Below are 26,153 nucleotides of genomic sequence, written 5' to 3'. Positions count from 1 at the left end.
GATCCTTCCGTTCCATGAACGAGAGTACTGGAACGTGCGTTACGAACGTGTTGCGGGTGCGGATGTCGATGCGGGTGCGGGTGTCGATGCGGGTGCGACTGCCGTCGCGCGGGCGAGGTCGATCGCGAGGTCGACCAGCGCGAGGTCGGTGCTGGCCGGTCCGACAAGACACACCCCGACGGGGGCGTCCTGGAGGTCGAGCGCCGGGATCGTGACCGCGGGCAGCCCACCGATCCCGGCGACGGACGTCATGCGGAGGGTGGCCCGACGGGTGACGAGCACGGCAGCCGTGTCGGCCGTGCGGCTCGGTGCGGGTCCGGGCACGGTCGGCAGGGCGAGCACGCCGTTCCCGAGGACGCGCCGGAGGGCGGTGCGCAGTTCCACGAGACGCGCACGCGCGGACGACTCCTGCTCGGCGGTGACGGCCGCTGCTGCCGCGAACCGCTCGGCGACGTCGGCTCCGAGTGCTGCCGGGTGCGCGGCGACCCAGGCACCGTGGTTCCGGTGTGCCTCGGCGGCCTGGACGACCCGCAGTGTCTCGGCGAGGTCGTCCAGGTCCGGCAGCTCCACCGTCTGGACCGGTCGACCGGTCCGTCCGACCCACGCCAGGAACGCACGCCGGGTGTCGGGTTCGGCGGCGTCGAGCACCGCGTCGCTGAGGAGCAGCGGGTCACCCCGGAGAACCGTGTCACCCCGGAGCACCGGGGTCGCTCCGAGCGCGTCGGCGCCGGCGTCGCCCGTTCCCGCCGCGTCGGCACCGAGAGCGATGCCGGCGACCCGCCGGAGCAGCTCGGGCTCGCGCGTCAGCCAGCCCACCGTGTCGAAGGTCTGCGCGAGCGGCAGCACGCCGCTCCGCGGGACGGCACCGTGGGTGGTGCGCAGCCCCCAGAGCCCCTGGTACGACGCGGGGACGCGGATGCTGCCCGCCGTGTCCGTGCCGAGCGCGAGGTCCGCCTGTCCGAGCGCGACCGCCGAGGCCGCCCCGGAGGTCGACCCGCCCCCGATCCGCTGCGGCGCCGCTCCGTTCGGTGTCGTCCCGGAGTGGGCGTTCCGGCCGGCGAGCGCGTAGGCGAACTCGTCGGTCCGGGCGATGCCGGTCACGTCGGCCCCGGCGTCGAGGAGCACGGCGACCGCGGGAGCGTGCTCGTCCTCGACGCTCGCCTCGGCCTGCCACGTGGGGTTGCCCGCGCCGACGACCTGGCCGCGGACCGCGACGAGGTCCTTCACCGCCACCCGGACACCGGCGAGCGGCCCCGGGCCGACGCCCGTGCCACTGCCCGGCACGAGCGGGTCGCCGAGCACGCGCCAGACGGACCGGTCGAACGCCGGCGCCCGCCCGGTGACGTGCGCCGTCCGGATCCGCCACGCGCCGTCCGTCCGGCACCAGAGCTGTGTCTGCAGGCCACGACCGCCGTCCTGGAACCGCGACTCGCCCACGACCAGCGCCGCGTCGGGGCCGAGGACCTGGACGTCCACGCTGACCAGCACACGACGGGCGACGCCGCCGCGGGACGACCGGAAGGCGCTGATCTGCTCGTGCCCGCGGAGCAGGCCGGCACCGTCACCACGGAGCGTGCTCGGGCCGGGTTCGAAGAGCGCGTCGAGCACGCCGGTGTCGTCCCGCATCAGGGCGGCCTCGTACTCGTGGAACGCCGACTCGAGACCGGCGGGCCACGTCCCGGTCAGTCGCACGGCGGCACCGCGTCGAAGTCCGCCTTGCGGATCGTCGCGTGCGCACCGCAGACGAGGTCCACGACCTGGGAGATGCGGAAGTCGGTCGCCGCGCTGAGGTACGCGTACGCCAGGTGTTCGTCGACACCCCAGCGTGCCCGGAGCAGCGTGATCGCGGCCCGGACGCACCGTCGCACGGCTTCGTCGAGGTCGGCGTCCATCCCGGTCGGGACGAGGAACTCGGTCGTCTCGGCGACCGGGCCGACCAGGGCACCGAACCGTCGGAGCGCCGTGGCACGCGGGACGACGTCGAGGCGGAGGCTCAGGCGGAGCGAGGCCTCCATCGCGGTGAGGGCGACCTCGCCGTCCCCCTGGGCGAAGTGCGGGTCGCCGACGTACACACCGGCACCCGGTACCTGCACGGGCAGGTGGAGCGTCGACCCCGCGGTCAGCAGCGCGATGTCGATGTTCCCGCCGTGCGACCCCGGCGGGACGGAGTGCGGTCGGACGTCGCTGTCGACGGTGACGCCGAGGATGCCGGGGAACGGCCGGAGCGGGAAGGTCACCACACGAGGACCGCCCGCCACGACCGGCAGCCGGCCGTGGTCGACGCCGTCGCGCGTGACGACGTCGGCGAACACGGAGACGGGGTCGTCACCACGCGGCAGCTCCCCCGGCAGCGCACCGAGTCCGTGCCGGTTCGAGATCACCCCGTACGGCACGCGCGGGACCGCGGCGAGGATCGACACCGACAGGACGTCCCCCGGCTCTGCCCCGGCGACCGCGATCGGCCGTGACACGACGTGCGGCCCGTGGGCGGGATCGTGGTCGAGGTCCCGCACGATGTCGATCGCGTCCTGCAGCACCTGACCCGCTTCGACGCCGTGTCGCCCGAAGAACGCCACGGGGTCGGACCCCTGGTCGGCCAGCAGCCCTTCGTGGCTGACGGTGTCGATGGTCACGACGGTGCCCGGTGCGACCGTGCGGACCGGGGCGTCGTCGCGGCTCGGCAGCTGGCCCCACAGGACGTCGTCGGGCGTCGACCGGAGGTGCGCGTCGGCGGCGGTGCGCGTCTCAGCCACGGTCGACCAGCTCTCCGGCGACGAGGTCGACCGTCGTGACGCCGTCCGCGGCGCCGGTGATGCGCCTGCCCCGCAACCACGTCTGGGTGACCCGTCCGCGGACCGGCAGCCCGTCGAACGCGGACACCGGGTTCCGGTGCGCCAGGGCCTGGACGTCGACGGTCGCCTGGGCGTCCGGGTCGAACACGGCGAAGTGCGCGAGCGCACCCGGCGCGATCCGGCCGCGGTCGGTGAACCCGGCGAGCGCCGCCGGTCCGGTCGTCACGGCGGGCAGGACCGCGTCGAGGGACAGCCCGCGCCGGGCGGCCTCGGTCCACAGCGCGCGGAACCCGACCTGCAACCCGGCGATGCCACCCCAGGCGAGGCCCCAGTCGTCGACCTTGAGGTCGGCGGTGGAGGGCGAGTGGTCCGAGACGACCATGTCGATCGTGCCGTCGAGGAGCCCGGCCCAGAGTGCGTCCCGGTTGGCGTCGTCGCGGATCGGCGGGCAGCACTTGTACGCCGTCGCACCGTCGGGGATCGAGCCGGACTCGAAGGCCAGGTAGTGCGGGCACGTCTCGACGGTGAGGCGGACGCCGTCGTCCTTCGCGGCGCGGATCATCGGGAGCGCACCGGCGTCCGAGAGGTGGAGGACGTGCACCCGGGCACCCGTCTGGCGGGCGCCCTCGATCACGCGGGCGATCGCGGACCGCTCGGCCTGGACGGGTCGGGTGTCGAGGAAGTCCTGGTACCGCACACCCAGTGCGTCGTGGTCGACGAGGTGGTCGGGGTCCTCGGCGTGGACGATCAGGAGCGCGTCGAGTGCGGCGACCTCGGCGATCGCAGCACGCAGCTGGGTCGGGTCGAGGTGTGGGAACTCGTCCACCCCGGACGGCGCGGTGAAGCACTTGAAGCCGAAGACCCCGGCGTCGTGCAGGCCGGCGAGGGTTCCGGCGTTGCCGGGGACCGCTCCGCCCCAGAACCCGACGTCGACCGCGACGCGTCCGGTGGCGCTCGCGCGCTTGACCTGCAGCGCGGGGACGTCGACGGTCGCCGGGATCGAGTTGAGCGGCATGTCGATGATCGTCGTCACGCCACCGAGTGCGGCGGCGCGGGTGGCCGAGGCGAAGCCCTCCCACTCGGTACGGCCGGGCTCGTTGACGTGGACGTGGGTGTCGACGAGCCCGGGCAGCAGGACGTGCGCGTCGGGGACGGTCTCGTCGTGGTGCGCGGTGACGTCGACGTCGAGCGGTTCGACGGCCGCCACACGCCCGTCGCGGACGACGACGGCAGCGGGGCGGAAGGCACCGTCGACCCAGGTCCGGCGGGCTCGGAGCACGAGCTCCGCAGGCGTGACGGTGTCGGCGACCGTGGCGGTCTGGAGGCTCGTCATGCGCCCGCTCCGACCATCGCGCGAGCCGCGTCGAGCTCGAACGACGCCAGCGCACCGGTGAACCGCTTGGGCGGCGGCGGGGCGTACTCGCCGTGCTTGCCGGTGGTCAGCCCGAGTCGGACGAGTGACTCGGCGAGGAGTGTCGCGGCACTGACCCCGTCGACGACCGGTGCGCCGATCTCGGCGGCGACGGATGCGCAGAGCTCCGCCATCCCCGCGCAGCCGAGGACCACGGCGTCGGCACCGTTCGCGATCACCCGACGGCACTCGTCGACGACGAGCTCGCGGGCACCGGAGGCCGGGTGCTCGAGCTGCAGGACGGGCACCTCGCACGCCCGGACCTCGGTCAGCAGCGACGCACAGCCGTAGCGGTCGGCGAGTTCGTACGCGCGGCCGGTCGTCCGTGCGAGCGTGGTCACGACACCGAAGCGTCGTCCGAGCAGCGCGGCGGTGTGGAACGCACACTCGGCGATGCCGATCACCGGGCCGCGGGCGATCTCGCGCGCGGCGTCGATGCCCGGGTCCCCGAAGCAGGCGACGACGGTGGCGTCCACACCCTGCTGCTCCCCCGCGAGCACCTGTTCCAGGAGCCCCGGCACGGCGAGTGCTTCCTCGTAGTGGCTCTCGATCGACGCCGGACCCATGCTGGGCTGCACGGCCTCGACGAGGGTGCCGGGTCCGGCGACGGCCGCGGCGGCTCGGCCGACGGCCGCCGTCATCGACGCGGTGGTGTTGGGGTTGACGACGCGGATGCGCATCGGGGTCCTTCCGGTGGAGCGGGTGGAGCGTGGGTGGTGACGATCCTGGCGGGGTGGTGGCGGGCCTCCCGGCTGTCCACAGGGGCACCTGCCGGAGTCGATGCGGCGATGCCCCTGTGCAGGACGGGTCCCCCGGTCAGGCGCGTCCGAGGGCGGTCAGGCGCGACCGAGGGCGGCGCCGTCGTCGACCGTCGGGTCGTCGGCGTCGAGCAGTGGCATCCGCGGCGAGCGGCGTTCGAGCGCCCAGAAGACGACGAGTCCGAGACCGCAGCCGATGAACCAGCTGTAGCTGCTCAGCCACGGGACGACCCCGAGCGCCGGCGGCAGCACGGCGCTGGCGACGGACACCGCACCGGTGACGACGAGGGTCCAGACGGCGTTCGGGTTGAACCCCTTGCGGTACCAGTACCGACCGGCCGGGTCCTTCGAGTACATGTCGTCGACGGCGACCCGCTGCTTGCCGACGATGTAGTAGCCGGCGATCAGGATGCCGAAGAGCGGGCCGATCAGTGCCCCGAGGACGCCGAGCGTGTAGAGGATCGCCTGGTCGTTGCCGTACCAGTTCCACGGGGTGAGCAGCACGGAGCCGACCGCGGCGATCATGCCGCCCATCCGCCAGCTGATGCGGTGCGGGGCGACGTTCGAGAAGTCGAACGCGGGGCTGATGAAGTTCGCGACGATGTTGATGCCGACCGTCGCGGTGACGAACGTGAGCCCGCCGAGCAGGATCGCGAACGGGGCGCCGATCGCCTGGACGGTCTCGATCGGGTCGGTGATGAGCTTGCCGAACACCGGGACGGTCGCGCTGGCGCAGAGCACCGTGAGGATCGAGAAGAACAGGAAGTTGACCGGCAGGCCGAGCAGGTTGCCGCGCTTCACGGCCGCGAAGGACCTGCCGTACCGCGAGAAGTCGCCGAAGTTGAGCATCGGACCGGAGAAGTAGCTGACGACCAGGGCGACCGCGGAGAACATCACCGGGATGCTCGCGCCGAACGACATCGGGGCGCCGACCGAGAGCGTCAGCGAGATGTTGCCGAGGCCGGCGGTGGCGACGAGGTACACGGCGAGCGCGATCATCACGACGTACACCGCGGGGCCCGCCCAGTCGATGAACTTCCGGATCGCGTCCATGCCCATCCAGAACAGGGCGCCCTGCGCGACCCAGAGCACGGCGTACGAGATCCAGCCGAGCGCGTCCAGCCCGAGGAACGACGGCTCGAGGAGCGCGGCCGACCCGGGGATGAACTTGAGGAAGACGATGTTCAGCGACTGCGCGGCGAGGAAGGTCTGCACCCCGTACCAGGCCATCGCGATGAGGCCGCGGATGATCGCGGGGACGTTCGCGCCGAGGACGCCGAAGACCGCGCGGTTGATCACCGGGTACGGCACGCCGGTGCGCTGGGAGGGCTTGGCGACGAGGTTCGCGAAGACCTGCACGATGAGGATGCCGACGACCAGGGCGACGAGCACCTGCCAGCTGGCGATCCCGAGCGCGAAGAGCGAGCCGGCGGTGACGTAGCCGCCGACCGAGTGCACGTCGGACATCCAGAACGCGAAGACGTTGTAGCTGGTCCAGGTCTGCTTCCGCAGCGGGGCGAGGTCCTCGTTCGTGAGGGCCGGGTCGTACCCGGGCTTGACCACGCCGGCACCCGCGGGGGCGGCCGGCGTGAGGGGGGCGTGGGGCGCTGCGACGGGTGCCGCGACTTCTGTTGCCATGACGTCCTCCGGGAGTGGGAGAGGGTGAGGTCGGCGTCTGCCTGGGCACGAAGCTACGGACCCCGGTCGCGCCGCCCGTTTCCCCTGTGTGACGACCGTGTGACATCGCACCCGTCTCGGAACGATCGTTCCGAGACGGGCGGGCAGGCGGCGGGCGGGAGGCTGTCGGCAGGATGACGAGGAACGGTGCGATCTCCGCCTCCAGGGGGAGGCGGCCGCATCCGCGGCCCCCGTACGGTGGGCGGCGATGATCGAAGTACAGCACCTCTCCAAGCGCTACGGCCCCAAGCTCGCGGTCGACGACGTCTCGTTCGTCGTGCACCCCGGCAGCGTCACCGGCTTCCTCGGCCCGAACGGCGCCGGCAAGTCGACCACCATGCGCATGATCATGGGGCTCGACCAGCCGACCTCCGGCACGGCGACCGTCAACGGCCGGCCCTACCAGAGCTTCCGCGACCCGCTCCGTCAGGTCGGCGCGCTGCTCGAGGCGAAGGCGGTGCACTCCGGTCGGAGCGCGTACAACCACCTCCTCGCGCTCGCAGCGACGCACGGCATCCCCAAGCAGCGGGTGCACGAGGTCATGGACATGACCGGCATCGAGTCCGTCGCCCGCAAGCGCGTCGGCGGCTTCTCGCTCGGCATGGGGCAGCGACTCGGCATCGCCGCGGCGCTGCTCGGCGACCCGCAGACCCTGATCCTCGACGAGCCGGTCAACGGTCTCGACCCGGACGGCGTGCTCTGGGTCCGGCAGCTGGCCCGCCGGATGGCCGGCGAGGGCCGCACCGTGTTCCTCTCCAGCCACCTCATGAGCGAGATGGCCCAGACCGCCGACCGCGTGGTCGTGCTCGGCCGCGGCAAGGTGCTCGCCGACGCTCCGATCGCGGAGTTCGTCGCCGGTGCCGGGGGTCCCGCTGGCCAGGTCAACCTGGCGCGCGTGGTCGTCCGCACCCCGATGCCCGACCAGCTGTTCACGGCGATCGGCCCGAGCGCGACGGTCACCCAGCGCGAGGACGGCTCGTTCCTGGTCGTCGGCCCGGACGCCCCGACCGTCGGCGACATCGCCGCGCGCGCCGGTGTCGTCCTGCACGAACTCACCCCGACCGGCGCGAGCCTGGAAGAGGCCTACATGGCCCTGACCCGCGACGACGTCGAGTACCGATCGGAGGGAGCACGATGAGCGCCCCGCAGAAGACCGACCAGCCGGCGACCCAGCAGCACCGCCACCGCGGGGACCTGTCCTCGCGCGACGTGCACCTCGGGTACACCCGGTTGGTCCGCAGCGAGTGGATCAAGTTCCGGAGCATCCGGTCGACGTTCTGGTGCTACGCCGTCATCGCCTTCCTGACGCTCGGCCTCGCGGTCCTGCTCGGGTCCGTCTCCGAGCCGTCCACGGCCGAGCAGACGGCGGTCGGCGCGAACGCCACGATCGTCAGCATCAACACCGTCAGCGTCTACCTGACCGCCCTGGTCGTCGGTGTGCTCGGCGTGCTGATCATCAGCGGCGAGTACGCCACCGGCCAGATCCGGTCGACCTTCACCGCCGACCCCGGTCGGGTCGGGGTCCTCGCCGCGAAGGCGACCGTGCTCGCGGTCACCACCTTCATCGTCAGCGCGGTGGCGAACTGGATCGGCGTCGCGATCTCGACGGCACTGCAGGCCGGCAAGGGCCTCGAGCCCGACCTGGCGGACCCGTCCGTCTGGATGCCGATCCTGGGTGCCTCCATCGACGTCACCCTGCTGGCACTGCTGGCGTTCGGCATCGGCCTCCTCGTCCGTTCGAGCGCCGGTGGCATCGCGATCACGCTCGGCATCCTGCTGGTCCTGCCGGTGGTCATCAGCCTGGTCGCCGCGCTGGCGAACCTGGACTGGCTGAACGACGTCGCGAAGTTCCTGCCCGACGCAGCCGGTGCGCACCTGTACCAGTTCGACACGGGCGCGCCGGCGCCGAAGGGCCTCACGCTCAACGGCTGGAGCGGTGGCGGCGTGCTGCTGGCCGAGGTCGTCGTCGTGAACGCGTTCGCGATGACCGTGGCCAAGCGCCGCGACGTCTGACCCGGACGGCACCACCAGCACGACCAGCACCACCGGCACGACACGCACCACCAACACCACCAACACCAACACGGGAGGCCCGTGGCGACTCCGCCACGGGCCTCCCGTCGTCCCGTCACACCCGCCCGGTCGGCACCTGCCCCGCCCGGAGCATCGCCCGCTCCAGCAGCTCGACGTCGATCCCCACGTGCTGCCGCGCGATCCGCCCGGCCTCGGCCACCCGTCCCGCACAGACCGCGTCGACGAGTTCCTCGTGGTCCCGCAGCGCTCGGGCCTCCATCGCCGCCATCCCGTCGACGGTCCCCCACAGGTGCGCCGGCGCCGCGATCGAGATCTGCGACTCGAGCGAGGCCAGGGTGTTCCGCAGCACGTCGTTCTGCGCCGCGTCGATGATGCTCCGGTGCAGGACCGCGTCGGCCTGCTGCTTCTCGAACCCCGAGCTGGCGGCGCGGAAGGCCTCGAGCCGTTCCCGGAGCCCGGCCGCCTGGTCCGCGGTGATCCGTTCGGCCGCGGCGGCGGCGAGCGCCCCGTGCAGGATCGCGATGGCGTCCGCGGTGTCCTGGATCCCCGCCCACCGAGCCAGCAGGGTGCGGCCGACCGAGTCGGAGGCGGCGCCGGCCTCCTGGTCACGGACGAAGGTCCCGCCGCCGCGGCCACGTCGGGTCTCGAGCAGGCCGCGGTCGACGAGTCGGGCGAGCGCTCCGCGGACGGTGACGCGGGCGACCCCGAGCAGTCCGGCGAGTTCGCGTTCGGGTGGCAGCCGGGAGCCGGGCAGGTACTCGCCGACGGCGACGGCGGTCACGAGCCGGTCTTCGACCTCGTCGACCCGGGTCTCCGTCGCGCGATCCGTCACCGGCACCCCTTCCGCCCTCCAGCCTGACCCCGGTCGACCGGGTGTCCTGTTACGGCCACGTTAAACGAGCGGAAAAGGTCTTGCCTGGGACCTTTCGACGGGCCATGCTCACCCCATGTCCCGCATCACCGAGAGCACGATGCCGTTCCAGGACGGCCAGACCTGGTACCGGATCACGGAACCCGACCACCCCGTCGCCGGCGCGCTGCCCCTCGTCGTCCTGCACGGCGGGCCGGGGATGGCGCACGACTACGTCCGGAACCTCGAGGCCTTCGCCGACGAGACCGGTCGCACCGTCGTCCACCACGACCAGTTCGGCTGCGGCCGGAGCAGCCACCGCCCGGACGCACCCGCCGACCTGTGGCAGCCGCAGCTGTTCGTCGACGAGTACTTGGCGCTCGTCGCGCACCTGGGCCTCGGCGAACACCACGTCCTGGGCCAGTCGTGGGGTGGCATGCTCGGCGCCGAGATCGCGGTCCGTCGGCCGGGCGGCATCGCGAGCCTGTCGATCTGCAACTCCCCCGCGTCGATGCAGCTCTGGGTCGACGGAGCTGCCGAGCTCCGCGCGCAGCTGCCCGCCGACGTGCAGGCGGCGCTGATCCGGCACGAGGACGCCGGCACCGTCGAGGATCCGGAGTACGTGGCCGCGACCCAGGTCTTCTACGAACGCCACGTCTGCCGGGTGGTGCCGATGCCGGCCGACTTCGTCGCGTCCGAGGAGCAGATGGAGGCCGAGCCCACGGTCTACCACACCATGAACGGGCCGAACGAGTTCCACGTCATCGGCTCGCTGCGCGACTGGTCGGTGATCGACCGCCTGCACCGGGTGGACGTGCCGACGTTCGTCGTCGCCGGCGAGCACGACGAAGCCACCCCCGCCACCTGGCAGCCGTTCGTGGAGCAGATCCCCGACGCCCGCCACCACGTCTTCCCCGGCGCGAGCCACTGCACCCACCTGGAGCAGCCGGAGGAGTTCCGCCGCGTGGTCGGCGCGTTCCTGGCCGACGACGACGCCCAGCCCACCGGCTGACCGCACCCCTGCACCGTCCCTCCTCCCCGAACGGAACCGACATGTCGCAGCAGCACAGCGAGCTCTCCGCCCAGCAGCAGCTCGAGGCCTACGGCTACAAGCAGGAGCTGAAACGCTCCGTCTCCACCACCGACCTGCTCGTCTACGGGCTCGTCTTCATGGTGCCGATCGCCCCGTGGGCGATCTTCGGCACCGTCTACAACGCGTCCTCCGGCATGGTGCCGCTGGTCTACCTGGTCGGCCTGGTCGCGATGATCTTCACCGCCCTGGCCTACGCCCAGATGGCGAAGTCGATCCCCCTCGCCGGCAGCGTCTTCTCGTACGTCGGCCGTGGCATCCACCCGACGGCGGGCTTCTTCGCCGGCTGGGCGATCCTGCTCGACTACCTGCTCGTCCCGACGCTGCTCTACGTGTTCGCGGCCGAGAGCATGGTCGGCATCTTCCCGGGCACCCCGCGGTGGCTCTGGGCGCTGGTGTTCGTGGCGATCAACACCGTCATCAACCTGGCCGGGGTGTCGTCCCTGAAGCTCGCGAACCGCATCTTCCTGCTCATCGAGCTCGTGTTCGTGGTGATCTTCGTCGTCATCGCGATCGTCGCCCTGACCGGTGGCACAGTGCCGGGCGCGTCGTTCAGCACCGACCAGGTGTTCGACCCGGCGAAGGTGTCGGCGCCGTTGATCGCCTCGGCGCTGTCGATCGCGGTGCTGAGCTTCCTTGGCTTCGACGGCATCTCGACCCTGTCGGAAGAATCGACCGGTCGCCGCGGCGGTGCCGGCCTCGCGATGATCCTGGCGCTCGTCATCGTCGCGTTCCTGTTCGTCGTGCAGACCTGGCTCGCCAGCGCCCTGGCTGCCGGACGCGACTCGTTCTCGGACAGCGAGGCGGGCAACGCCTTCTTCACGATCGTCGAGCAGGCCTCGTCGAGCGGCTGGGCGACCGCGTTCTTCGCCGTCAACGTCCTGGCCGTGGGCATCGCGAACGCGATGGCCGCGCAGGCCGCGACGAGCCGCCTGCTGTTCTCGATGAGCCGTGACCGGCAGCTGCCCGCGTTCCTGCACAAGCTCAACGGCCGCCTGGTTCCGCAGAACGCGATCCTCGTCGTCTCGGTGCTGTCCGCGATCCTGGTGCTCTTCTTCGTCGGGCAGATCGACACGATCTCGTCGCTGGTGAACTTCGGCGCCCTGTTCGGCTTCATGCTGCTGCACGTCTCGGTGTTCGTGCACCACATGGTCAAGGGGACGTCGCGGAACTGGCTGCTGCACCTGGTCGTCCCGCTGATCGGGTTCCTGATCATCGGGTACGTGCTGCTCAACGCCGCGGTCGAGGCGAAGGTGGGCGGCATCATCTGGCTCATCGTCGGCGCCGGTGTCTTCCTCTACTACCGTTCCACCGGCCGTTCCACCGAGGTCGGCGCTGAAGGAGAGATCCGATGACCCCCGACCACCACCTGCCGAACACGCTCGGCCGCCCCGGGTACACCGCCGACCGCGAGCCCGTGCTGACCATCGCGCCGGGCACCGGTGAGACGATCGGCTTCGAGACCACCGACGCCGTCTACGCGGAACTCGACGACCACCACGACATGGCGCAGCTGCAGGCACCGATCAACCCGGTCACCGGCCCGGTGTACGTCGAGGGTGCGGAGCCGGGCGACACCCTCGCGGTGACGATCCACGACATCCAGCTGACGACGCACGGCTGGTCGGTCTCGCTGCCCGGCTCCGGCGCCCTGCAGCACGTGATGGGCGACCGGGTCTTCACCCGCCGCTGCCCGATCGAGGACGGCGTCGTCCGGGTGTCGGACCGGCACACGTTCCCGGTCCGGCCGATGATCGGCTGCATCGGCACCGCCCCGGCCGAGGGCGAGAACTCCACGATCATGCCCGCGTACGCCGAGGGCGGGAACATGGACGTGACCGAGGCCCGCCCCGGCTCGACGGTGTACCTGCCGGTCCGGGTGCCGGGAGCGCTGCTGTCGATCGGCGACATCCACGCGATCATGGCCGAGGGCGAGTCCTCGTTCGTCGCGATCGAGGCGCAGGGCACCGCCATCGTCTCCGTCGACGTCGTCAAGGGCGGCCCAACACTCCGGGCGCCGCGCATCGAGACCGACGACGAGTGGCTGTTCGTCGGCCTGGGCGAGCCGGTGCAGGAGAGCATCCGTCGCGGGTACGAGGACGCGTTCGCCTTCCTCGTCGACGACCACGGCTGGAGTGCGGACGACGCCTACGCGGTGCTCAGCGCGGTCGGCGACTCGAAGCTCGGCGGCCCGACGGGCTCCGGCGCTCCGGATCCGCTGCACCCGTTCGACGCGATCGGAGCGGTGACCCTGCACCGGGTCCCGAAGGCGGTGCTGACCGCCGGGGTCTGACCGGACGCCGTGCCGAACGGGAGGCCCGGATCACGTGACCGACGTCGGTTGCGTGATCCGGGCCTCCCGTCCGCGGAACGGCCGCCCAGCGGCAGCCGAGTGCGGAGCGCGCGGACCCAGCAGGACGCACCTCGTCAGGACGCGTGCGCCCCGAGCAGGGTGCCGGCGCCGTAGGTGGCGGCGAGGGCGAGCGCTCCCCCGAGCACGACGCGGATCGTCGCCCGCCCCCGGGGCGCTCCGCCGAGGGTCGCGCCGGTGGTGCCGGTGACGGCGAGCGCGATGAGGACGGCGACGACGGTCACCAGGATCTGGCTCGACGCCGGAGCGAGGAGCATCGCGAGGAACGGCAGGGCGGCACCGACGGTGAAGGTCGCGGCGGAGACCCAGGCCGCGCGCCAGGGGCTGACGACCTCGTCCTCGGCGTCGCGGAGGGCTGCTGCCGCCCGGCGGTCCCGGACCTCGGGGCGGACGAGTTCGGCGGCGACGGTCTCGGCGACGTCGTCCGAGACCCCGAGTCCGCGGTAGTGGGCGGCGATGGTGGCCTGGTCCTCGGACTCGGCCTCGAGCTGCGCCTGGTGTGCGGCCTGTCCGGTGCGCTGGGCGTCGCGCGCGCCGCTGACGGAGACGTACTCGCCGAGCGCCATCGACACCGCACCGCCGACCAGGGCAGCGGTGCCGGCGGCCAGGACCGGTCCGGCGGCGGCACCGGTGCCGGCGACGCCGACCAGGACAGCGGCGACGGAGACGATGCCGTCGTTCGCGCCGAGCAGTCCGGCTCGCAGCCAGTTCAGGCGGGCGGCGCTCGTGGCGTCGTCGTGCTCGGTGGCGGGGAGCGCGAGGTCAGCAGCGGTGGACATGAGGAAAGGAAAGCACCTGCGCGCGAATCGCACCAGCAAGGGAAGGCTGCCCTGACCGGGGCTTTCGTGGTGAGGCAAGCCTTCCCTCAGCACGTTCTGCGCCGGAGGAGCACGATGGAGTTCGCTCCGACCACGTCCCACCGAGGAGGACCATGTCCGCCGTCCCCGCCCGCACCGACCCCGTCCGCTACGTCGCCATCGGGGACAGCTTCTCCGAGGGTGTCGGTGACGACGGCGACGTCCTGTTCCCCGGATGGGCCGGACGGTTGGCCGTCGGGCTGGCGGACCACCTGTCGGGTCCGGTGTCCTACGCGAACCTGGCGATCCGCGGCCGCCTGCTCGCCGGGGTCCTCGACGGGCAGCTCGACGCGGCCCTCGCCCTCGACCCGGCGCCCACCCTGATCACCCTCTGCGGCGGCGGCAACGACATGCTCCGGCCGGGCTACGACGTCGACGTGCTGCTCGGACGCCTGGCCGAGGCCGCGGACGCCGTCGCCGCCCGCGGGATCCGGCTCGCGCTCCTCAGCCCCGCCGACCCGAGCGCGCGGTTGCCCCTCGGCCGGATGATCAACGCCCGCGGTGACGCCTGGGCCGAGGCGCTGACCGGGTTCAGCCGAGAGCGCGGCCTGCCGTTCGTCGACGTCTCGCGCGATCCGCACCTCGGCCGCGCCGAGTTCTGGTCCGAGGACCGTCTGCACATGAACCCGCTCGGACACCAGCGGGTCGCGGACCTCGCACTGCACGCCATCGCCGGCGGCCCGGAGGCAGCCGTGCCCGCCGTGCCCGATCCGTCACGGCGGAGCGTGTCGGAGGAGCTGCGCTACTACCGCGACCACGTCGTGCCTTGGGTGCGGCGGCGGGTGACCGGGCGCTCCTCCGGTGACGGGAGGGTCGCCTCGCACGGCGACTGGACACCGGTGCCGCCGGCGCAGCACCGACGCTGATCCGTCAGCGGACACCGAGCGAGTTCTGAGCGATCCCGGAGGATCACCGGCCTCGGGCCGACCTACGATGACCGCGTGGCCGGCGCGGTGCCGGCCACACGGGACGACAGCGTTCCGCCGTACGTCGTCCCGCAGGCCCGTCTCGTCGAGGAGGTCCGCGTGGCAGGACGCATCGCATCCCGCACCGGTGGCTCGGTCGCTGTCGGTGCACGTGGCGCGCTCGGAGTCGACGACGACGTGGTCCGCGCCGCTGAGCAGGTGGTCGTCGACGCGCTGTTCGTGGACATCACCCGCGTACTGGTCGGCACGTTCACCACCACGGCCGCGCGGCCGTGGGCGGCGTCGTGCGTGGACCGGACGCTCGGCGAGCACCGGGCTCGACCCTCCGGGGCCGACCGGACCACCCTGCGGCCGTGGGCGCGGTCGCCGCCGTCACCGTCCCGGCCGCGCGGCCGGGAGCGTCTCGTCCCCCTTCAGACGACGAAGGTCCGGGTGGGACGACGGCTGAGCGCGTGCGGGAACGACTCGCCGACGGGCCGGAACCCGGCGCTGCGGTAGAGGCGCACGGCGGGTGCGTTGTCCTCGATCGCGTGCAGCGTGCAGTGCTCGTGGCCGGCATCCCGCGCGGCGTCGACCGCGGCGACCAGGAGTGCCCGCCCGAGGCCGCTGCCCTGTGCGGACGGTGCCACGGCGAGCAGGCTGATGTAGGCGGCGTCCGCCGGCTCCGCTGCCCCGCTCGTGCCGGTACCGCTGCTGTCGGTGCTGGTGTCCGTGTCGCCGGTGCCACCCGTCCCCGGGGCGGTCACGAGCGCGAAGCCACGGATGCCGTCGTGGCTGTCGGGTGCGACGACGAGCGCGACGCGTGCGGCGGCGAACTTCGCTGCCGCTCGCGCCCGGACCGCCGGGTCCTCCGGACGTCCGTCACGTGAGGCGACCGCGGCGGCCCAGAGGTCGATGCACGCGGCGTCGGTCTCGGCATCGACTGCCGCGACCCGCACGGCTGCCGTCGACTCGATCACCCGTCCACCCTACGACCGGGCCGCTGCGCGTCAGGCAGAGGCGACCGCGGACTCCCGCACCCGGAACGACGCACCGCGGTGCTCCTCGGGCAGCCGGTCGCCGCGGCCGAGCAGCTTGTTCCGGAGCGACCCCTCGCGGTAGCCCTCGGGGTAGGCGCCACGGGCCCGGAGCTCGGGGATGACGAACTCGATGACGTCTTCCCACGTGCCCGGGGTCACCGCGTAGGCCAGGTTGAAGCCGTCGACGTCGGTCTGCTCCTGGATGTCGACGAGCCGCTGGGCGATGGTCGCGCCGCTGCCGACCTCGACCGGGCCCAGGCCACCGATCGCCGTCTGCCGGGCGATGTCCCGCACCGTCCACGTGGTGCCGTCCTCCCCCGTCGCCGCGGACAGGTTCGCGGCCGCCGACTGGATCGCGTTCGACTCGATGTTGCCGAGCGGCTCGTCCAGGTCGTACTGCGACAGGTCGACGCCCATCCAGCCGGAGTTGAGGACGAGCGCGCCCTCCTCGGATGCGTAGGACAGGTAGTCGCGGTACTTCGCCTGCGCGAGCTCGTCGGTCTCGTCGGTGATCACGGTGAGCAGCGTGTAGATCTTGGCGGCGTACCGGTCGCGACCAGCGGCCTCCAGGGCGTCCCGGATCTTGGCGACCGTCGCGGCCAGCTGCGGCAGGGTCGGGGCGCCGACGAAGACGGCCTCGGCGTTCTCGGCCGCGAACCGGATCCCCCGCGGCGACGCACCGGCCTGGTAGATGACGGGCGAGCGCTGCACGGACGGCTCGGACAGGTGGATGCCCGGCACGTCGAAGTGCTCGCCGTGGTGCTCGATCGGGTGCACCTTCGCCGGGTCGGTGAAGACGCCGGTCTCGCGGTCCTCGATGACGGCGTCGTCCTCCCACGAGCCCTCCCACAGCTTGTAGAGGACCTCGAGGTACTCGTCGGCCACGTCGTACCGGTCGTCGTGGCTCAGCTGGTCGGTCTGGCCCATGTTCCGGGCGGCGCTCGGCAGGTACCCGGTGACGACGTTCCAGCCGACACGGCCCTTCGTCAGGTGGTCGAGCGTCGAGATGCGTCGGGCGAACGGGTACGGGTGCTCGTAGGCGGTGCCCGCGGTGATGCCGAAGCCCAGGTGCTCGGTGACGGCGGCCATCGCGGACACGAGCAGGATCGGGTCGTTCACCGGCACCTGCGACCCGGTGCGCAGCGCTGCCTCGTTCGTGCCGCCGTAGACGTCGTAGGTCCCGAGGACGTCGGCGATGAAGATGCCGTCGAACGCCCCGCGCTCGAGCGTCTTCGCCAGGTCGGTCCAGTACGACAGGTCGTTGTAGTGCCGGGAACGGTCGCGCGGGTGGCGCCACAGTCCGGACGACTGGTGGGCGACGCAGTTCATGTCGAACGCGTTGAAGCGGATCTGCCGGGGTTCGCGGTTCGTGGTCACGACGCGACCGTACGACGGGGACCGTGCGTCCGTCACGGACCGTGACGCCACGTGACGCCGAGGCGCCGGGGCGTTGGGCGCAGGGGCGCCGAGGCGCACCCCGCACCCCGGCGCCACGCGTCACTCCAGCTCGACGCCCGTCGTCCCGGCCTCGTCGAGCACGGAACCCCCGACGTGCAGGGTGAACCGTCCGGCTTCGTACCGCCACGAACCGTCCCAGTGCGCGAACGCCCGGGCCGGGACCTCGATCGAGACCTCGGTGGACTCGCCCGCTCCGAGACGGACCGGCGCGAAGCCCACCAACCACCGGACGGGGCGGTCCACCTCGGACCCGTCGCGCGATGCGTAGACCTGCACGACGTGCTTGCCGGCACGGGCCCCGGTGTTCGCGACCGTCGCCGTGACGATGACCGCATCGCCCTCGGACACCGTCGGCGTCGCGGTGATGCCGTCGATCGTCCAGGTCGTGTAGCCGAGTCCGTGCCCGAACGGGTACGCCGGTTCGGTGCCGGCGCGGAGCCACGCCCGGTAGCCGATGTGCACACCCTCGTCGTACGGCACCTTCCCGTCGACCGGCGTGACGTCGAGCACGGGGACGTCCGCCATCGCGACCGGCCAGGTGGTGGGCAGGCGCCCGCCGGGCTCCTGGGCACCGGTGAGCACGTCGGCCAGGGCGTTGCCGTACTCCTGCCCGCCGAACCAGGTGAGCAGGACCGCGGCGACGTCGTTCCGCCACGGCATCTCGACCGGCGAACCGGCGTTCACGACGACGACCGTGTTCGGGTTCGCCGCGGCGACCGCACGGACCAGGTCGTCCTGGTGCCCCGGCAGTGCGAGCGACGACCGGTCGTACCCCTCGGACTCGACCCGGGAGTTCGTGCCGACGACCACCACGGCGACGTCGGCCGTGCGGGCAGCCTCGACTGCCGCGTCGATGAGCACCGACGGGTCCTCGTCGGACGGCTCGGTGCCGAACTGGTACGCGAGCACGCCGCCGAGCGTCTCGTCCTGGATGACGTCGTACTCGATGCGGATCGCGAGCTGCTGGCCGGACGTCACGGAAACGGGCACCGAGCGTGCCGGGGGGTTGAGGAAGGCCGCACCGAGCTGGTCGCCGTCGAACGGCACGTCCTCGTCGAGCACGAGCTCGCCGTCGATCCACATCCGCGACCGGCCGGCCGCACCGATGCCGATCCGCACGGTGCCGGTGGACTCCGCCGTGTACGTCGTGGTGATGTCGAGCCGGTCGGCCTCGCGCGTCGGGGCGTCGCCGCCGAACCAGAACAGTGCGGTGGCACGACGGTCCTCGACGTACAGCTCCTCGCCGTCCTTGACGAACGTCACGCGCGCGCCGGGCTCCCCCGTCGCCGGGTTCGTGATGGTGGACAGCGGGAACTCCGCGATGCCCTCCTGCACGACGGCACCGATGGCGTGGTCGACCGTGGCGCCCGGGAACGCCGAGCGGATCCCGTCGAGCGGTGACACGACCTGCGAGGGCACGACCGTGGCCGAGCCGCCGCCCTGCGTGCGGGCCTGGTCGGCGTTGTGCCCGATCACGGCGATGTGCGACACCGCGGGGGCGTCGAGCGGCAGGACGCCGGTGTTCCGGACCAGCACGGTGCCCTCGGCCTCGGCCTCGCGGACGAACGCGATGCCGTCCTCGACGTGCACCGGCTGCGCGGCGACCGGCTCGAAGCCCTCGAGTGCGCCGACCCGGGCGGCCAGGGTCAGGATGCGGCGGACCTTGCGGTCGATCGCCTCGATCGGCACGTCACCGGACTGCACGGCGGCGAGGAGCGGGCCCTCGCTCCACCACGGGTTCGGGCCGGGCATCGCGACGTCCTGCGACGCCTTCGCGGAGTCGACCGAGCGCACGCCGGTCCAGTCGGACACGACGATGCCGTCGAAGCCCCACTCCGAGCTCAGCGGGGTCTCGAGCAGGTCGTGCTCCGACGCGGTGACCCCGTTGACCGAGTTGTAGGACGACATGACCGCCCAGGCGTGTGCCTCGGTGACGGCCTTCTCGAACGCCAGCAGGTACAGCTCGCGCAGGGCCCGGTCAGAGACCTCGGTCGACGCGGTGAAGCGGTCGGTCTCGTAGTCGTTCGCGATGTAGTGCTTCGGCGTCGCGGCGACACCGTTCTCCTGCACCCCCGCGACGTACGAGGCCGCGAGGTCGCCGGTGAGCACCGGGTCCTCGCTGAACGCCTCGAAGTGCCGGCCACCCAGCGGCGACCGGTGCAGGTTGATCGTCGGACCGAGCACGACGTCGACGCCCTTGCGACGCGCCTCCACCGCGGCCGCAGCGCCGTAGCGCTTCGCGATCGCGCGGTCCCACGACGCGCTCAGCGCGGTCGCCGACGGCAGGTTGAGGGACGGGTCACGCTCGTCCCACACCTCGCCGCGGACCCCGGAGGGCCCGTCCGACATGAGGATCCGGCGCAGCCCGATCTTCTCGATCGGCCAGGTGGTCCAGAAGTCACGCCCGGTGAGCAGCTGCACCTTCTCCTCGGTGGTCAGTTCGGCGAGCAGCTCGTCGATGCGCTCCGCCGTCGGACTGGAGGCGGTGGTGGCGGTGTGCAGGTCGGTCACGGTGATCGGTCCCTTCGTGGAGAGCAGTGGAGAGCAGGCGGGTCAGCAGGTCAGCGGGTCAGCGGACGCCGCGGATGCGCGAGACCGAGAAGATCCCGACCAGCCCGATGACGGCGCCGGTGATGAAGAACCCGGGGTACCCGCCGGTCACGGCGATCACGCCGGGAGCGGCCGCCGGCACGAGCGACTGCGGAAGCGCCTGGGCGATGTTGACCACGCCGAGGTCCTTCGCGTTGTCCTGGTCGGACGGCAGCACGTCGGTGATCAGTGCGAGGTCGACCGCGTAGAAGACGCCCATGCCGGCACCCATCACGAACTCACCGACGAGGACCATGCCGAGTGACGGGGCGAGCGCGATGATCACCAGACCGGCGACACCGACGATGCCGGCGACCGCGACGAACAGCTTCCGCCGGCCGAGTCGGTCGGAGAGCCACCCGGCCACGAGCGAGGTCAGGACGATCCCGATGACGTTCCAGAGCGTGCCCTGGAACACGGCGTTCGCCAGGTTCGTCTTATCGACCCCGATGTCGTCGCGCAGGAAGTACGTCAGGTAACTGACCGCCGTGTACTGCGCCGCGACCATCATGAACCGCGTCAGCCACGCCCAGCCGAGGTCCGGGTGCTTCCGGGGGTTGAACACGAACGACCCGAACAGCTGACCGATCCCGAGCTTCGACATCGGCTTCGCATTGAGCACGCGGTCCCGGAAGACCACCGCGTACAGCACGACCACGACCGAGCCGATCGCCCCGGGGATGATCATCTGCGACGCCGACGTCGAGAAGAGCTGCACCAGGAAGGTGCCGCCCACGAGTGCGAGGTTCTGCGCGAGCCCGAGCAGCGCCGCGACCCGACCGCGCTGCGACCGTGTGACGTGGTCCGGCAGGACCGCCGTGAGCGCCGCGATCGTCGCGTTGTAGGCGATCTGCGCCACGGCCCACCCGATCACGAGCACGACGGTCGACGACGTCGTCGCGACGACCACGAGGGCTGCGAACCCGACCACGGTGCCACCGATGATCCACGGACGACGCATGCCGAGCCTCCCGGCAGTCCGGTCGCTGAAGCGACCCGCCAGGGGGTTGGCGACCATCGCGGCGAACGCGCCGATGCCGAGCGCCAGGCCGAGCACGCCCGCCTGGTCGTCCGGGGCGATCTCGGCGACCTTGAGCGCCATCGCGACGAGCACGGGCGGCAGCAGGGCGATGTACAGACCGAACATCGCGAGCGGCATGCCGATCGTGTACATGAGCGGGCTTCCACGTCCGACGGTGGGAGCCACCGCGGTCGGGGTGTCGGGGACGAGTCGTGCGTCGTTGGCCACGGCAACCTCTTCTCGGGAACGCCACCGCCATCGGTGACTCGCACGCCTCCGTCGGCGGCTGTCGTCACCGTAACACCAAAACCGTTTGACACTAGGTTTTTGTCGGGAGTCCGACCGGTACAGTCCTGCCATGGCACGACGAGGTTCGTACGCGAAGGGCATCGCGAAGCGCGAGGAGATCCTGACGGTCGCGCTCGACCTCGTCGCCTCGCAGGGTTTCCGACGGACGAGCATCAACGACATCGCCACCGCCGTGGGGCTCACCCAGGCCGGCCTGCTGCACTACTTCGACTCGAAGGACGACCTGTGGGTCGAGATCCTCCGACGCCGCGACCAGCTCGACCAGGAGCACGACTGGCACGCCGCGGACCCCGCGGCGCTGCTCATCGCGATCGTCCGGCACAACGTCGAGGTCCCCGGTCTCGTGCAGATGTTCGTCAACCTGTCCGCCGCGGCCGCCACCGACCCCGAGCACCCGGCGCACGCCTACTTCCGGGAGCGCTACGAGCGCAGCCGCCGTGACCTGTCCGCGGACTTCCGCACCATGCAGCAGGACGGCCCGCTCCGACCGGACGTCGACCCGGTCGAGCTGACGACCGTGCTGCTCGCGGTGTCCGACGGCATGCAGCTCCAGTGGCTCTTCGACCCGTCGTACGACATGGCGCGGCACGTCGAGTTGGTCGCGCGGCTCGCGATCGCGCAGGCGGTTCCTGCGGGCTGAGGTCGGGCCACCGATCGGGAGGCGCGGCTCGCGTCCGGCGGGACGGGGACGGCGGCGGGTGGGACGGGGACCGGCGGCGCCCTGCGGCGCCCGGTGGCCCGGGCGACCACACCCCTGCGAGACTCGCCAGATGGACCTCGACGACCTCGGCCGACGGATCTGCGTCCTCGGGCCGTCCACCAGCGGTAAGTCGACCCTCGCCGCAGCCATCGGTCGAGCCTGCTCCCTCCCGGTGGTCCACCTCGACCAGTACCGCCACCTGCCCGGAACACAGTGGGTCGAGCGTCCCGACAGCGAGTTCGAGCGCATGCACGACGAGGCGGTGGAGGCTGACGAGTGGGTCATCGAGGGCAACTACTCGCGCTGGCTCCCCGGCCGGATGCGACGAGCGACCGGTCTCGTGCTCCTCGATGCCTCGACCGCCGCGAGCATCGTGCGGTACTTCCGTCGCACGCTGTTCGAGCCCGACCGTGCCGGGAGCCTGGACGGCACTCGTGACCGGGTCCGCGTCGAGATGATCCGGTTCCTGCTCGGACCCGCCCGGAAGGGTCGGGTCCGGTACCGGCACGCCTTCGACGAGTTCGAACGGCCGAAGGTGCTCCTGCCGGACCGTGCAGCCCTGGAGGAGTACTACCGGCGCAACGGCTTGACGCGACGCGGTCGATGACCTTCGACGCCTCTGACGACTGATCGGCGGCCGGTACGGTGCTGAGATGCTCCCCGCTCCCACCACGCGGCTCCGATTCCGTGAGATGACCCCGGCAGACCTCGACGACATGGCCGACCTGCTCGGAGACCCACAGGTCATGGAGTTCTACCCCGCAACGAAGAGTCGTGACGACGCGGCGCGATGGATCGCCTGGAACCAGGACAACTACGCCGCCCACGGCTTCGGACTCTGGATCATCGAGACGCATGCAGGGCAGTTCGTCGGTGACTGCGGACTGACCTGGCAGGACGTCAACGGCGTCCCGATGCTCGAGGTCGGCTACCACGTGCGCGCGACGTTCCACGGGCAGGGCTTCGCAACCGAGGCAGCGGCTGCCTGTCGGGACTTCGCTCGTGCTGCACTCGACGCGGCCGAACTCGTCGCGATCATCCATCCCGACAACATCGCTTCTGAGCGGGTCGCGCAGAAGATCGGGATGACCCGCCGAGCGGACGACCACGGCGGGGCCATCGCTGTTCGCACGGTGATGGGGATGACGCTGTGAACGCGTCTCGATGGGCGATCCGGGAGCCAGAACAGGTGTCCGGCGAACAGCACGGTGCCGGTGACGATTCTGGGACGTGCCAGCACGCTGCCGTGCGCGTGGCATGAAGTTCGTCCGAGGAGTCATCGCCGGAACGTCATGCGTGAATTGCAGACCTGTCCGGATGGCGGCGAAACCGACAAGGACGGCGACCACGACAGTCTGAATTCCCGGCTGGTCGCTGCGGTCGTTGCTGAACCAAGATAAGTGGATGACTTTCCCGTTGTTCAGCGTTGTGCTCGGTGCCTTGGTGCTCGTGGGTGGCGTTCTGCTCCTCACTCCGCTCGGACGAGAGCGTCGCACTGTCGTGACCGTGGCGATCGTGCTGTTGAGCGCGGTGGTGTTGGCAGGCCTCGAGATCATGGCGTTGTTCCTCGGCGTCCTCTCCAGTTCGGATTGGCTGCCCGACCAGAATTAGCGGGTGCCGGCACGTCCATGATCTTCCGCGCCAGGCAGAGGCACGGAGATCGATGCCCGTCCGGTGACCGGAGAGTGTGGACCCGAAGTCGGCGGCCCCGTGACTCGGGCGTGGATCACCGTGCGGAGACCTAGAACACCGGTCGGTCCGCGGTGGACACGATCACTGCTGTGAGTACGGCGAGAACGCAGACCGTGCCAGACACACCCCACTGCCACCGCGGCACTGTGCGCCGTGTGACGACGAGGAGATGCGCGAGAAGCGCCAGGGTGGCGAGGGCAGAAACCACGGTGCCCACGATCGCTGGTTCGAACAGTGCGATCTGCTTCGTCGCGACTCCGCTGGCGCCAGGTGCGGAGTACCGCGTCAGGCCGATCTGGCTCGCGGCGACGACCAGTGCGAGAGCAGCAGCCAGGAGGAAGCCGGAGGCGATGATGATGCGCTGAGAACGGGGCATTGCCTCAGTATGGAGATCTCGACGGTCCGCACGCCGCGTCGCGCGCAAGGACGTGAGAGATCAGAACTCAAGCCTCTGACCATTGCGCCCACGTTGACCGTCCGACCTCAGCCCTGATGTCTCGGCAGTCGAGTCCCGCTCTCAGCTGCGGGTCAGCTCAGGTTCTTCGGCAGACCGCGACTCATGCGCAACTTCTGCGCACGTCGCTCCCGCACGTAGTAGACCCACGACCACACCGGGAAGACGTAGAAGACAAGGACGAAGAACCACATCACCGGATCCAGGTTGGCGTCACCGGGAGTCGGTTCGATCAGTCCGAGACTCTGCGCGACCAAGAACCCGATGCCGACTGTGACCCCGACCATGATCACGGTCAGCACGATCGAGATGATGAGCAGCCCGGATGCAGAGTTGACCGGGGGCACCGCGCTCCCGACGCTGCCTTTGTAGACGCCGTACTCCTCCGAGCTCAAGCCACGGCGCTTGGCGTCTTCCTGGGCCAGCCGCTCGTAGTAGCCCGGTCCGTGTTGCATCGGCTCCTCGGTCATGGCGAGCAGCCTCGCACACCTGCGGCAAGATCTCGGCAGGTAGCCATCAACTCCTTCTCTCTCAGGATCGGGACACACCGGGCCTCGTCCCGCTAGCCGATCCGGTTTCGAGAGTGCGGGTTGTCGACAAAGCACCGCTCCGCGTCAGATCTCAGAAGGGGGGTCCGCATGACAGCCCGGCGCCGGTGACGGTTCTGAGACACGCCAGGAACTGGGCAAGATCCGCGAGTGGGCCGCAGCCAACGGCCACGAGGCCTCCTCCCGCGGCCAGATCAGCCAGGCCGTTCGCGATGCGTACGACGCGGCACACTGACGCCACTCCCCCACCTACGGCTACGACTGGCGCCCCGGAGGGGTGGCCGGCCGTTGCCTATCGCGCCGATAGTGACCTCTTATGTCAGACTTGGCGGCGCCGGGCCCCCATCACTCCCCACTGACTGTGAGATGGCGAATCGTTAGACTCCTGGTCAGTGAGTAGTGCAAGAAAATTTAGACGACGGGCCGCACCCTCCCGGGCTACCGCAGTCGCGATACATTCGTCCCGTGAAGATATTCATCAGTTGGTCCGGACAGCGAGAGCGCGCCGTCGCGGAGGCCCTTCGAGAAGCGCTCCCCGATCTGTGCGTGACCGAAGTTGAGGTATTCGTCTCCAGCAAGAGCATCACCAAGGGTGCCAACGGTACCTCGGTGATTGAGGCGAACCTAGACGCCTCGGACTACGGCATCGTTCTCGTGTCACGGGAAAATCAGGATGCACCCTGGCTGAACTATGAGGGCGGCTGGCTTGCCAGCACCCTTAGCCGCCCCGTTTCCACGATCTGCCTAGATCTGCGGCCCGGCGACGTTACGTCTCCACTTGCGCCACGTCAGGCCACTCAATTCGAGAGTGAGGAAGATATGACGGAACTGTTGCGGCAGATTGCCGAAACAGCAAACCCCTCCATCCCGCCTCGAGCCTTCAACACTCTACTGAAGTCAGTCTGGCCAAGCATTCGGGACTCCTGGAAACCAGATAAAGCCCACAGTGCGGGCGAACAGAATCAACGGTCGGAGCAAGACATGCTCGCGGAGATCGTCGAGCGCGTGCGCAACGTTGAATCGGAGCTGAAGTCAAATCGGACTACCCCTTTATCCGCCCGGCAGCAAGATCGAGCAACCGCTGAACGCATCGAATTCGAAGCGGCGAAAGTTCGAGCACTAGTCTCCGAAGTAGCACAAGGCAATGTTTATCTTGTGGAACACGACTTCGGGGCAACTCCACCTCGTGTGGTTCTTGTGAGCAACCCGGAGGCCAGCGCCGCAGATCGCGATCGGGCGGTGACGGCTGTCAAGGAAGCGCATCCGACGGCAAGAGTAACGGTTTCACATATCCGCCCTCTTACGGAGCCTGATGAACACGGTCTACGAAAGTTCGTAGTGGATCAAGTTGAACAACACGAGTGAACTCGACGCCAGGAATGGCATTGAGGAATTGCCGCTCGGGACGGGCCACGTCTCATAACAACGTGCGGGGCGTCGCTACCGTCGTTGCATGGCCCCGCATTGGCATGATTGCCTCGGGTCGCGGCGGGTTTCTGGTGACTGGCCCGCATCTGGCGTGGCCGTAGCGGTGTGACCAATCGCCTTTGTGTGTGTCGTTCTGAGGTATACCCCAGAGCGACAGGCAATCGAGAGC

The 26,153-nt window shown here is 70.7% G+C and carries 25 protein-coding genes; 12 read left to right on the top strand and 13 right to left on the bottom strand.

Translation table 11 applies throughout. The features are described 5' to 3' along the window. Window positions 1–39: 39 nt before the first annotated feature. The 5 genes from JOD51_RS04850 to JOD51_RS04830 form a co-directional block, all read right to left on the bottom strand. Window positions 40–1,692, bottom strand: coding sequence for an AtzH-like domain-containing protein (locus JOD51_RS04850; RefSeq protein WP_259558829.1), 1,653 nt, complete (start codon window positions 1,690–1,692; stop codon window positions 40–42). Further along, a complete protein-coding gene (locus tag JOD51_RS04845) occupies window positions 1,683–2,753 on the bottom strand; it encodes an acetamidase/formamidase family protein (protein ID WP_204607269.1) in 1,071 nt (356 codons plus the stop codon). The genes JOD51_RS04850 and JOD51_RS04845 overlap by 10 nt, the downstream gene beginning before the upstream one ends. After that, on the bottom strand, window positions 2,746–4,125 hold the full coding sequence (allB, locus tag JOD51_RS04840) for an allantoinase AllB (protein ID WP_204607268.1): 1,380 nt from the start codon (window positions 4,123–4,125) through the stop codon (window positions 2,746–2,748). Before allB ends, JOD51_RS04845 begins: the two co-directional genes overlap by 8 nt. Then, complete coding sequence (locus tag JOD51_RS04835; protein WP_204607267.1) at window positions 4,122–4,883, bottom strand: aspartate/glutamate racemase family protein; 762 nt, start codon at window positions 4,881–4,883, stop codon at window positions 4,122–4,124. Before JOD51_RS04835 ends, allB begins: the two co-directional genes overlap by 4 nt. Before the next feature lie 156 nt (window positions 4,884–5,039). Next, window positions 5,040–6,599 carry an NCS1 family nucleobase:cation symporter-1 gene (locus JOD51_RS04830; protein ID WP_204607266.1) on the bottom strand — a complete coding sequence of 520 codons (1,560 nt, stop codon included), beginning with the start codon at window positions 6,597–6,599 and terminating at the stop codon, window positions 5,040–5,042. A gap of 247 nt (window positions 6,600–6,846) precedes the next feature. Between JOD51_RS04830 and JOD51_RS04825 the strand changes: the two genes are divergently transcribed. Continuing rightward, window positions 6,847–7,776: an ABC transporter ATP-binding protein gene (locus JOD51_RS04825; protein WP_204607265.1), complete on the top strand. Its 930-nt coding sequence runs from the start codon at window positions 6,847–6,849 to the stop codon at window positions 7,774–7,776. Then, on the top strand, window positions 7,773–8,651 hold the full coding sequence (locus JOD51_RS04820; protein ID WP_204607264.1) for an ABC transporter permease: 879 nt from the start codon (window positions 7,773–7,775) through the stop codon (window positions 8,649–8,651). The genes JOD51_RS04825 and JOD51_RS04820 overlap by 4 nt, the downstream gene beginning before the upstream one ends. 115 nt (window positions 8,652–8,766) lie before the next feature. Here JOD51_RS04820 and JOD51_RS17500 read toward each other — a convergent pair whose 3' ends face one another. Then, window positions 8,767–9,504, bottom strand: coding sequence for a FadR/GntR family transcriptional regulator (locus JOD51_RS17500; RefSeq protein ID WP_204607263.1), 738 nt, complete (start codon window positions 9,502–9,504; stop codon window positions 8,767–8,769). 115 nt (window positions 9,505–9,619) lie between these two features. Here JOD51_RS17500 and JOD51_RS04810 point away from each other — a divergent pair, with 115 nt between their 5' ends. The 3 genes from JOD51_RS04810 to JOD51_RS04800 are packed head-to-tail and all read left to right on the top strand — an operon-like array spanning window position 9,620 to window position 12,905. Continuing rightward, window positions 9,620–10,534: a proline iminopeptidase-family hydrolase gene (locus tag JOD51_RS04810; protein ID WP_204607262.1), complete on the top strand. Its 915-nt coding sequence runs from the start codon at window positions 9,620–9,622 to the stop codon at window positions 10,532–10,534. 41 nt (window positions 10,535–10,575) lie between these two features. Next, complete coding sequence (locus tag JOD51_RS04805) at window positions 10,576–11,967, top strand: APC family permease (protein WP_204607261.1); 1,392 nt, start codon at window positions 10,576–10,578, stop codon at window positions 11,965–11,967. After that, the gene (locus tag JOD51_RS04800) at window positions 11,964–12,905 is read left to right on the top strand and encodes an acetamidase/formamidase family protein (RefSeq protein WP_204607260.1); all 942 of its coding nucleotides are present in this window, start codon (window positions 11,964–11,966) and stop codon (window positions 12,903–12,905) included. The genes JOD51_RS04805 and JOD51_RS04800 overlap by 4 nt, the downstream gene beginning before the upstream one ends. Window positions 12,906–13,039: 134 nt before the next feature. Here JOD51_RS04800 and JOD51_RS04795 read toward each other — a convergent pair whose 3' ends face one another. Then, window positions 13,040–13,762 carry a VIT1/CCC1 transporter family protein gene (locus tag JOD51_RS04795; protein WP_111074707.1) on the bottom strand — a complete coding sequence of 241 codons (723 nt, stop codon included), beginning with the start codon at window positions 13,760–13,762 and terminating at the stop codon, window positions 13,040–13,042. 152 nt (window positions 13,763–13,914) lie between these two features. Here JOD51_RS04795 and JOD51_RS04790 point away from each other — a divergent pair, with 152 nt between their 5' ends. Next, entirely contained in the window at window positions 13,915–14,706 is a 792-nt protein-coding gene (locus tag JOD51_RS04790) for an SGNH/GDSL hydrolase family protein (protein WP_204607259.1), read from the top strand. 473 nt (window positions 14,707–15,179) lie between these two features. On the opposite strand, the gene JOD51_RS17495 is transcribed toward JOD51_RS04790, so the two are convergent. The 4 genes from JOD51_RS17495 to JOD51_RS04770 form a co-directional block, all read right to left on the bottom strand. Continuing rightward, window positions 15,180–15,725, bottom strand: a complete 546-nt coding sequence (locus JOD51_RS17495) for a GNAT family N-acetyltransferase (RefSeq protein WP_204607258.1) — start codon at window positions 15,723–15,725, stop codon at window positions 15,180–15,182. A 30-nt stretch (window positions 15,726–15,755) separates the two neighbouring features. Continuing rightward, window positions 15,756–17,114: an LLM class flavin-dependent oxidoreductase gene (locus JOD51_RS04780; RefSeq protein WP_204610838.1), complete on the bottom strand. Its 1,359-nt coding sequence runs from the start codon at window positions 17,112–17,114 to the stop codon at window positions 15,756–15,758. Window positions 17,115–17,282: 168 nt separating this feature from the next. Next, window positions 17,283–19,754: a beta-glucosidase gene (locus JOD51_RS04775; RefSeq protein ID WP_204607257.1), complete on the bottom strand. Its 2,472-nt coding sequence runs from the start codon at window positions 19,752–19,754 to the stop codon at window positions 17,283–17,285. Window positions 19,755–19,812: 58 nt separating this feature from the next. Further along, window positions 19,813–21,081, bottom strand: coding sequence for an MFS transporter (locus JOD51_RS04770; RefSeq protein ID WP_259558817.1), 1,269 nt, complete (start codon window positions 21,079–21,081; stop codon window positions 19,813–19,815). Window positions 21,082–21,211: 130 nt separating this feature from the next. Here JOD51_RS04770 and JOD51_RS04765 point away from each other — a divergent pair, with 130 nt between their 5' ends. The 4 genes from JOD51_RS04765 to JOD51_RS04750 all read left to right on the top strand — a co-directional run bounded on the left by JOD51_RS04765 (window position 21,212) and on the right by JOD51_RS04750 (window position 23,473). Next, window positions 21,212–21,802: a TetR/AcrR family transcriptional regulator gene (locus JOD51_RS04765; protein ID WP_204607256.1), complete on the top strand. Its 591-nt coding sequence runs from the start codon at window positions 21,212–21,214 to the stop codon at window positions 21,800–21,802. A 130-nt stretch (window positions 21,803–21,932) separates the two neighbouring features. Continuing rightward, complete coding sequence (locus JOD51_RS04760; RefSeq protein WP_204607255.1) at window positions 21,933–22,469, top strand: P-loop NTPase family protein; 537 nt, start codon at window positions 21,933–21,935, stop codon at window positions 22,467–22,469. A gap of 46 nt (window positions 22,470–22,515) precedes the next feature. Further along, the gene (locus JOD51_RS04755) at window positions 22,516–23,016 is read left to right on the top strand and encodes a GNAT family N-acetyltransferase (RefSeq protein ID WP_204607254.1); all 501 of its coding nucleotides are present in this window, start codon (window positions 22,516–22,518) and stop codon (window positions 23,014–23,016) included. Window positions 23,017–23,266: 250 nt separating this feature from the next. After that, window positions 23,267–23,473, top strand: a complete 207-nt coding sequence (locus tag JOD51_RS04750; RefSeq protein WP_204607253.1) for a hypothetical protein — start codon at window positions 23,267–23,269, stop codon at window positions 23,471–23,473. 130 nt (window positions 23,474–23,603) lie between these two features. Here the strand turns inward: JOD51_RS04750 and JOD51_RS04745 are convergent, their stop codons facing one another. Together JOD51_RS04745 and JOD51_RS04740 are read right to left on the bottom strand one after the other, a co-directional pair. After that, entirely contained in the window at window positions 23,604–23,930 is a 327-nt protein-coding gene (locus JOD51_RS04745) for a hypothetical protein (RefSeq protein ID WP_204607252.1), read from the bottom strand. Window positions 23,931–24,082: 152 nt separating this feature from the next. Continuing rightward, window positions 24,083–24,478 (bottom strand): hypothetical protein, encoded by a 396-nt coding sequence (locus JOD51_RS04740; protein WP_204607251.1) that lies wholly within the window; start codon window positions 24,476–24,478, stop codon window positions 24,083–24,085. 211 nt (window positions 24,479–24,689) lie between these two features. On the opposite strand from JOD51_RS04740, the gene JOD51_RS04735 reads away from it, so the two are divergent. Further along, a complete protein-coding gene (locus JOD51_RS04735; protein ID WP_425551840.1) occupies window positions 24,690–24,791 on the top strand; it encodes an Lsr2 family DNA-binding protein in 102 nt (33 codons plus the stop codon). A gap of 230 nt (window positions 24,792–25,021) precedes the next feature. Continuing rightward, a complete protein-coding gene (locus tag JOD51_RS04730; RefSeq protein WP_204607250.1) occupies window positions 25,022–25,921 on the top strand; it encodes a toll/interleukin-1 receptor domain-containing protein in 900 nt (299 codons plus the stop codon). Window positions 25,922–26,153 lie beyond the last annotated feature (232 nt).

Origin of the sequence: Curtobacterium herbarum, from assembly GCF_016907335.1 — a bacterium.
Classification (GTDB): domain Bacteria; phylum Actinomycetota; class Actinomycetes; order Actinomycetales; family Microbacteriaceae; genus Curtobacterium; species Curtobacterium herbarum.
This window is presented reverse-complemented; position numbering and strand designations above follow the sequence as displayed.

Coding starts and splice junctions, on each gene's coding strand:
- allB (WP_204607268.1), bottom strand. CDS start 4,125: ATGACGAGCCTCCAGACCGCCACGGTCGCCGACACCGTCACGCCTGCG.
- JOD51_RS04835 (WP_204607267.1), bottom strand. CDS start 4,883: ATGCGCATCCGCGTCGTCAACCCCAACACCACCGCGTCGATGACGGCG.
- JOD51_RS04830 (WP_204607266.1), bottom strand. CDS start 6,599: ATGGCAACAGAAGTCGCGGCACCCGTCGCAGCGCCCCACGCCCCCCTC.
- JOD51_RS04825 (WP_204607265.1), top strand. CDS start 6,847: ATGATCGAAGTACAGCACCTCTCCAAGCGCTACGGCCCCAAGCTCGCG.
- JOD51_RS04820 (WP_204607264.1), top strand. CDS start 7,773: ATGAGCGCCCCGCAGAAGACCGACCAGCCGGCGACCCAGCAGCACCGC.
- JOD51_RS04810 (WP_204607262.1), top strand. CDS start 9,620: ATGTCCCGCATCACCGAGAGCACGATGCCGTTCCAGGACGGCCAGACC.
- JOD51_RS04805 (WP_204607261.1), top strand. CDS start 10,576: ATGTCGCAGCAGCACAGCGAGCTCTCCGCCCAGCAGCAGCTCGAGGCC.
- JOD51_RS04800 (WP_204607260.1), top strand. CDS start 11,964: ATGACCCCCGACCACCACCTGCCGAACACGCTCGGCCGCCCCGGGTAC.
- JOD51_RS04795 (WP_111074707.1), bottom strand. CDS start 13,762: ATGTCCACCGCTGCTGACCTCGCGCTCCCCGCCACCGAGCACGACGAC.
- JOD51_RS04790 (WP_204607259.1), top strand. CDS start 13,915: ATGTCCGCCGTCCCCGCCCGCACCGACCCCGTCCGCTACGTCGCCATC.
- JOD51_RS04780 (WP_204610838.1), bottom strand. CDS start 17,114: ATGAACTGCGTCGCCCACCAGTCGTCCGGACTGTGGCGCCACCCGCGC.
- JOD51_RS04765 (WP_204607256.1), top strand. CDS start 21,212: ATGGCACGACGAGGTTCGTACGCGAAGGGCATCGCGAAGCGCGAGGAG.
- JOD51_RS04760 (WP_204607255.1), top strand. CDS start 21,933: ATGGACCTCGACGACCTCGGCCGACGGATCTGCGTCCTCGGGCCGTCC.
- JOD51_RS04755 (WP_204607254.1), top strand. CDS start 22,516: ATGCTCCCCGCTCCCACCACGCGGCTCCGATTCCGTGAGATGACCCCG.
- JOD51_RS04750 (WP_204607253.1), top strand. CDS start 23,267: ATGACTTTCCCGTTGTTCAGCGTTGTGCTCGGTGCCTTGGTGCTCGTG.
- JOD51_RS04745 (WP_204607252.1), bottom strand. CDS start 23,930: ATGCCCCGTTCTCAGCGCATCATCATCGCCTCCGGCTTCCTCCTGGCT.
- JOD51_RS04740 (WP_204607251.1), bottom strand. CDS start 24,478: ATGACCGAGGAGCCGATGCAACACGGACCGGGCTACTACGAGCGGCTG.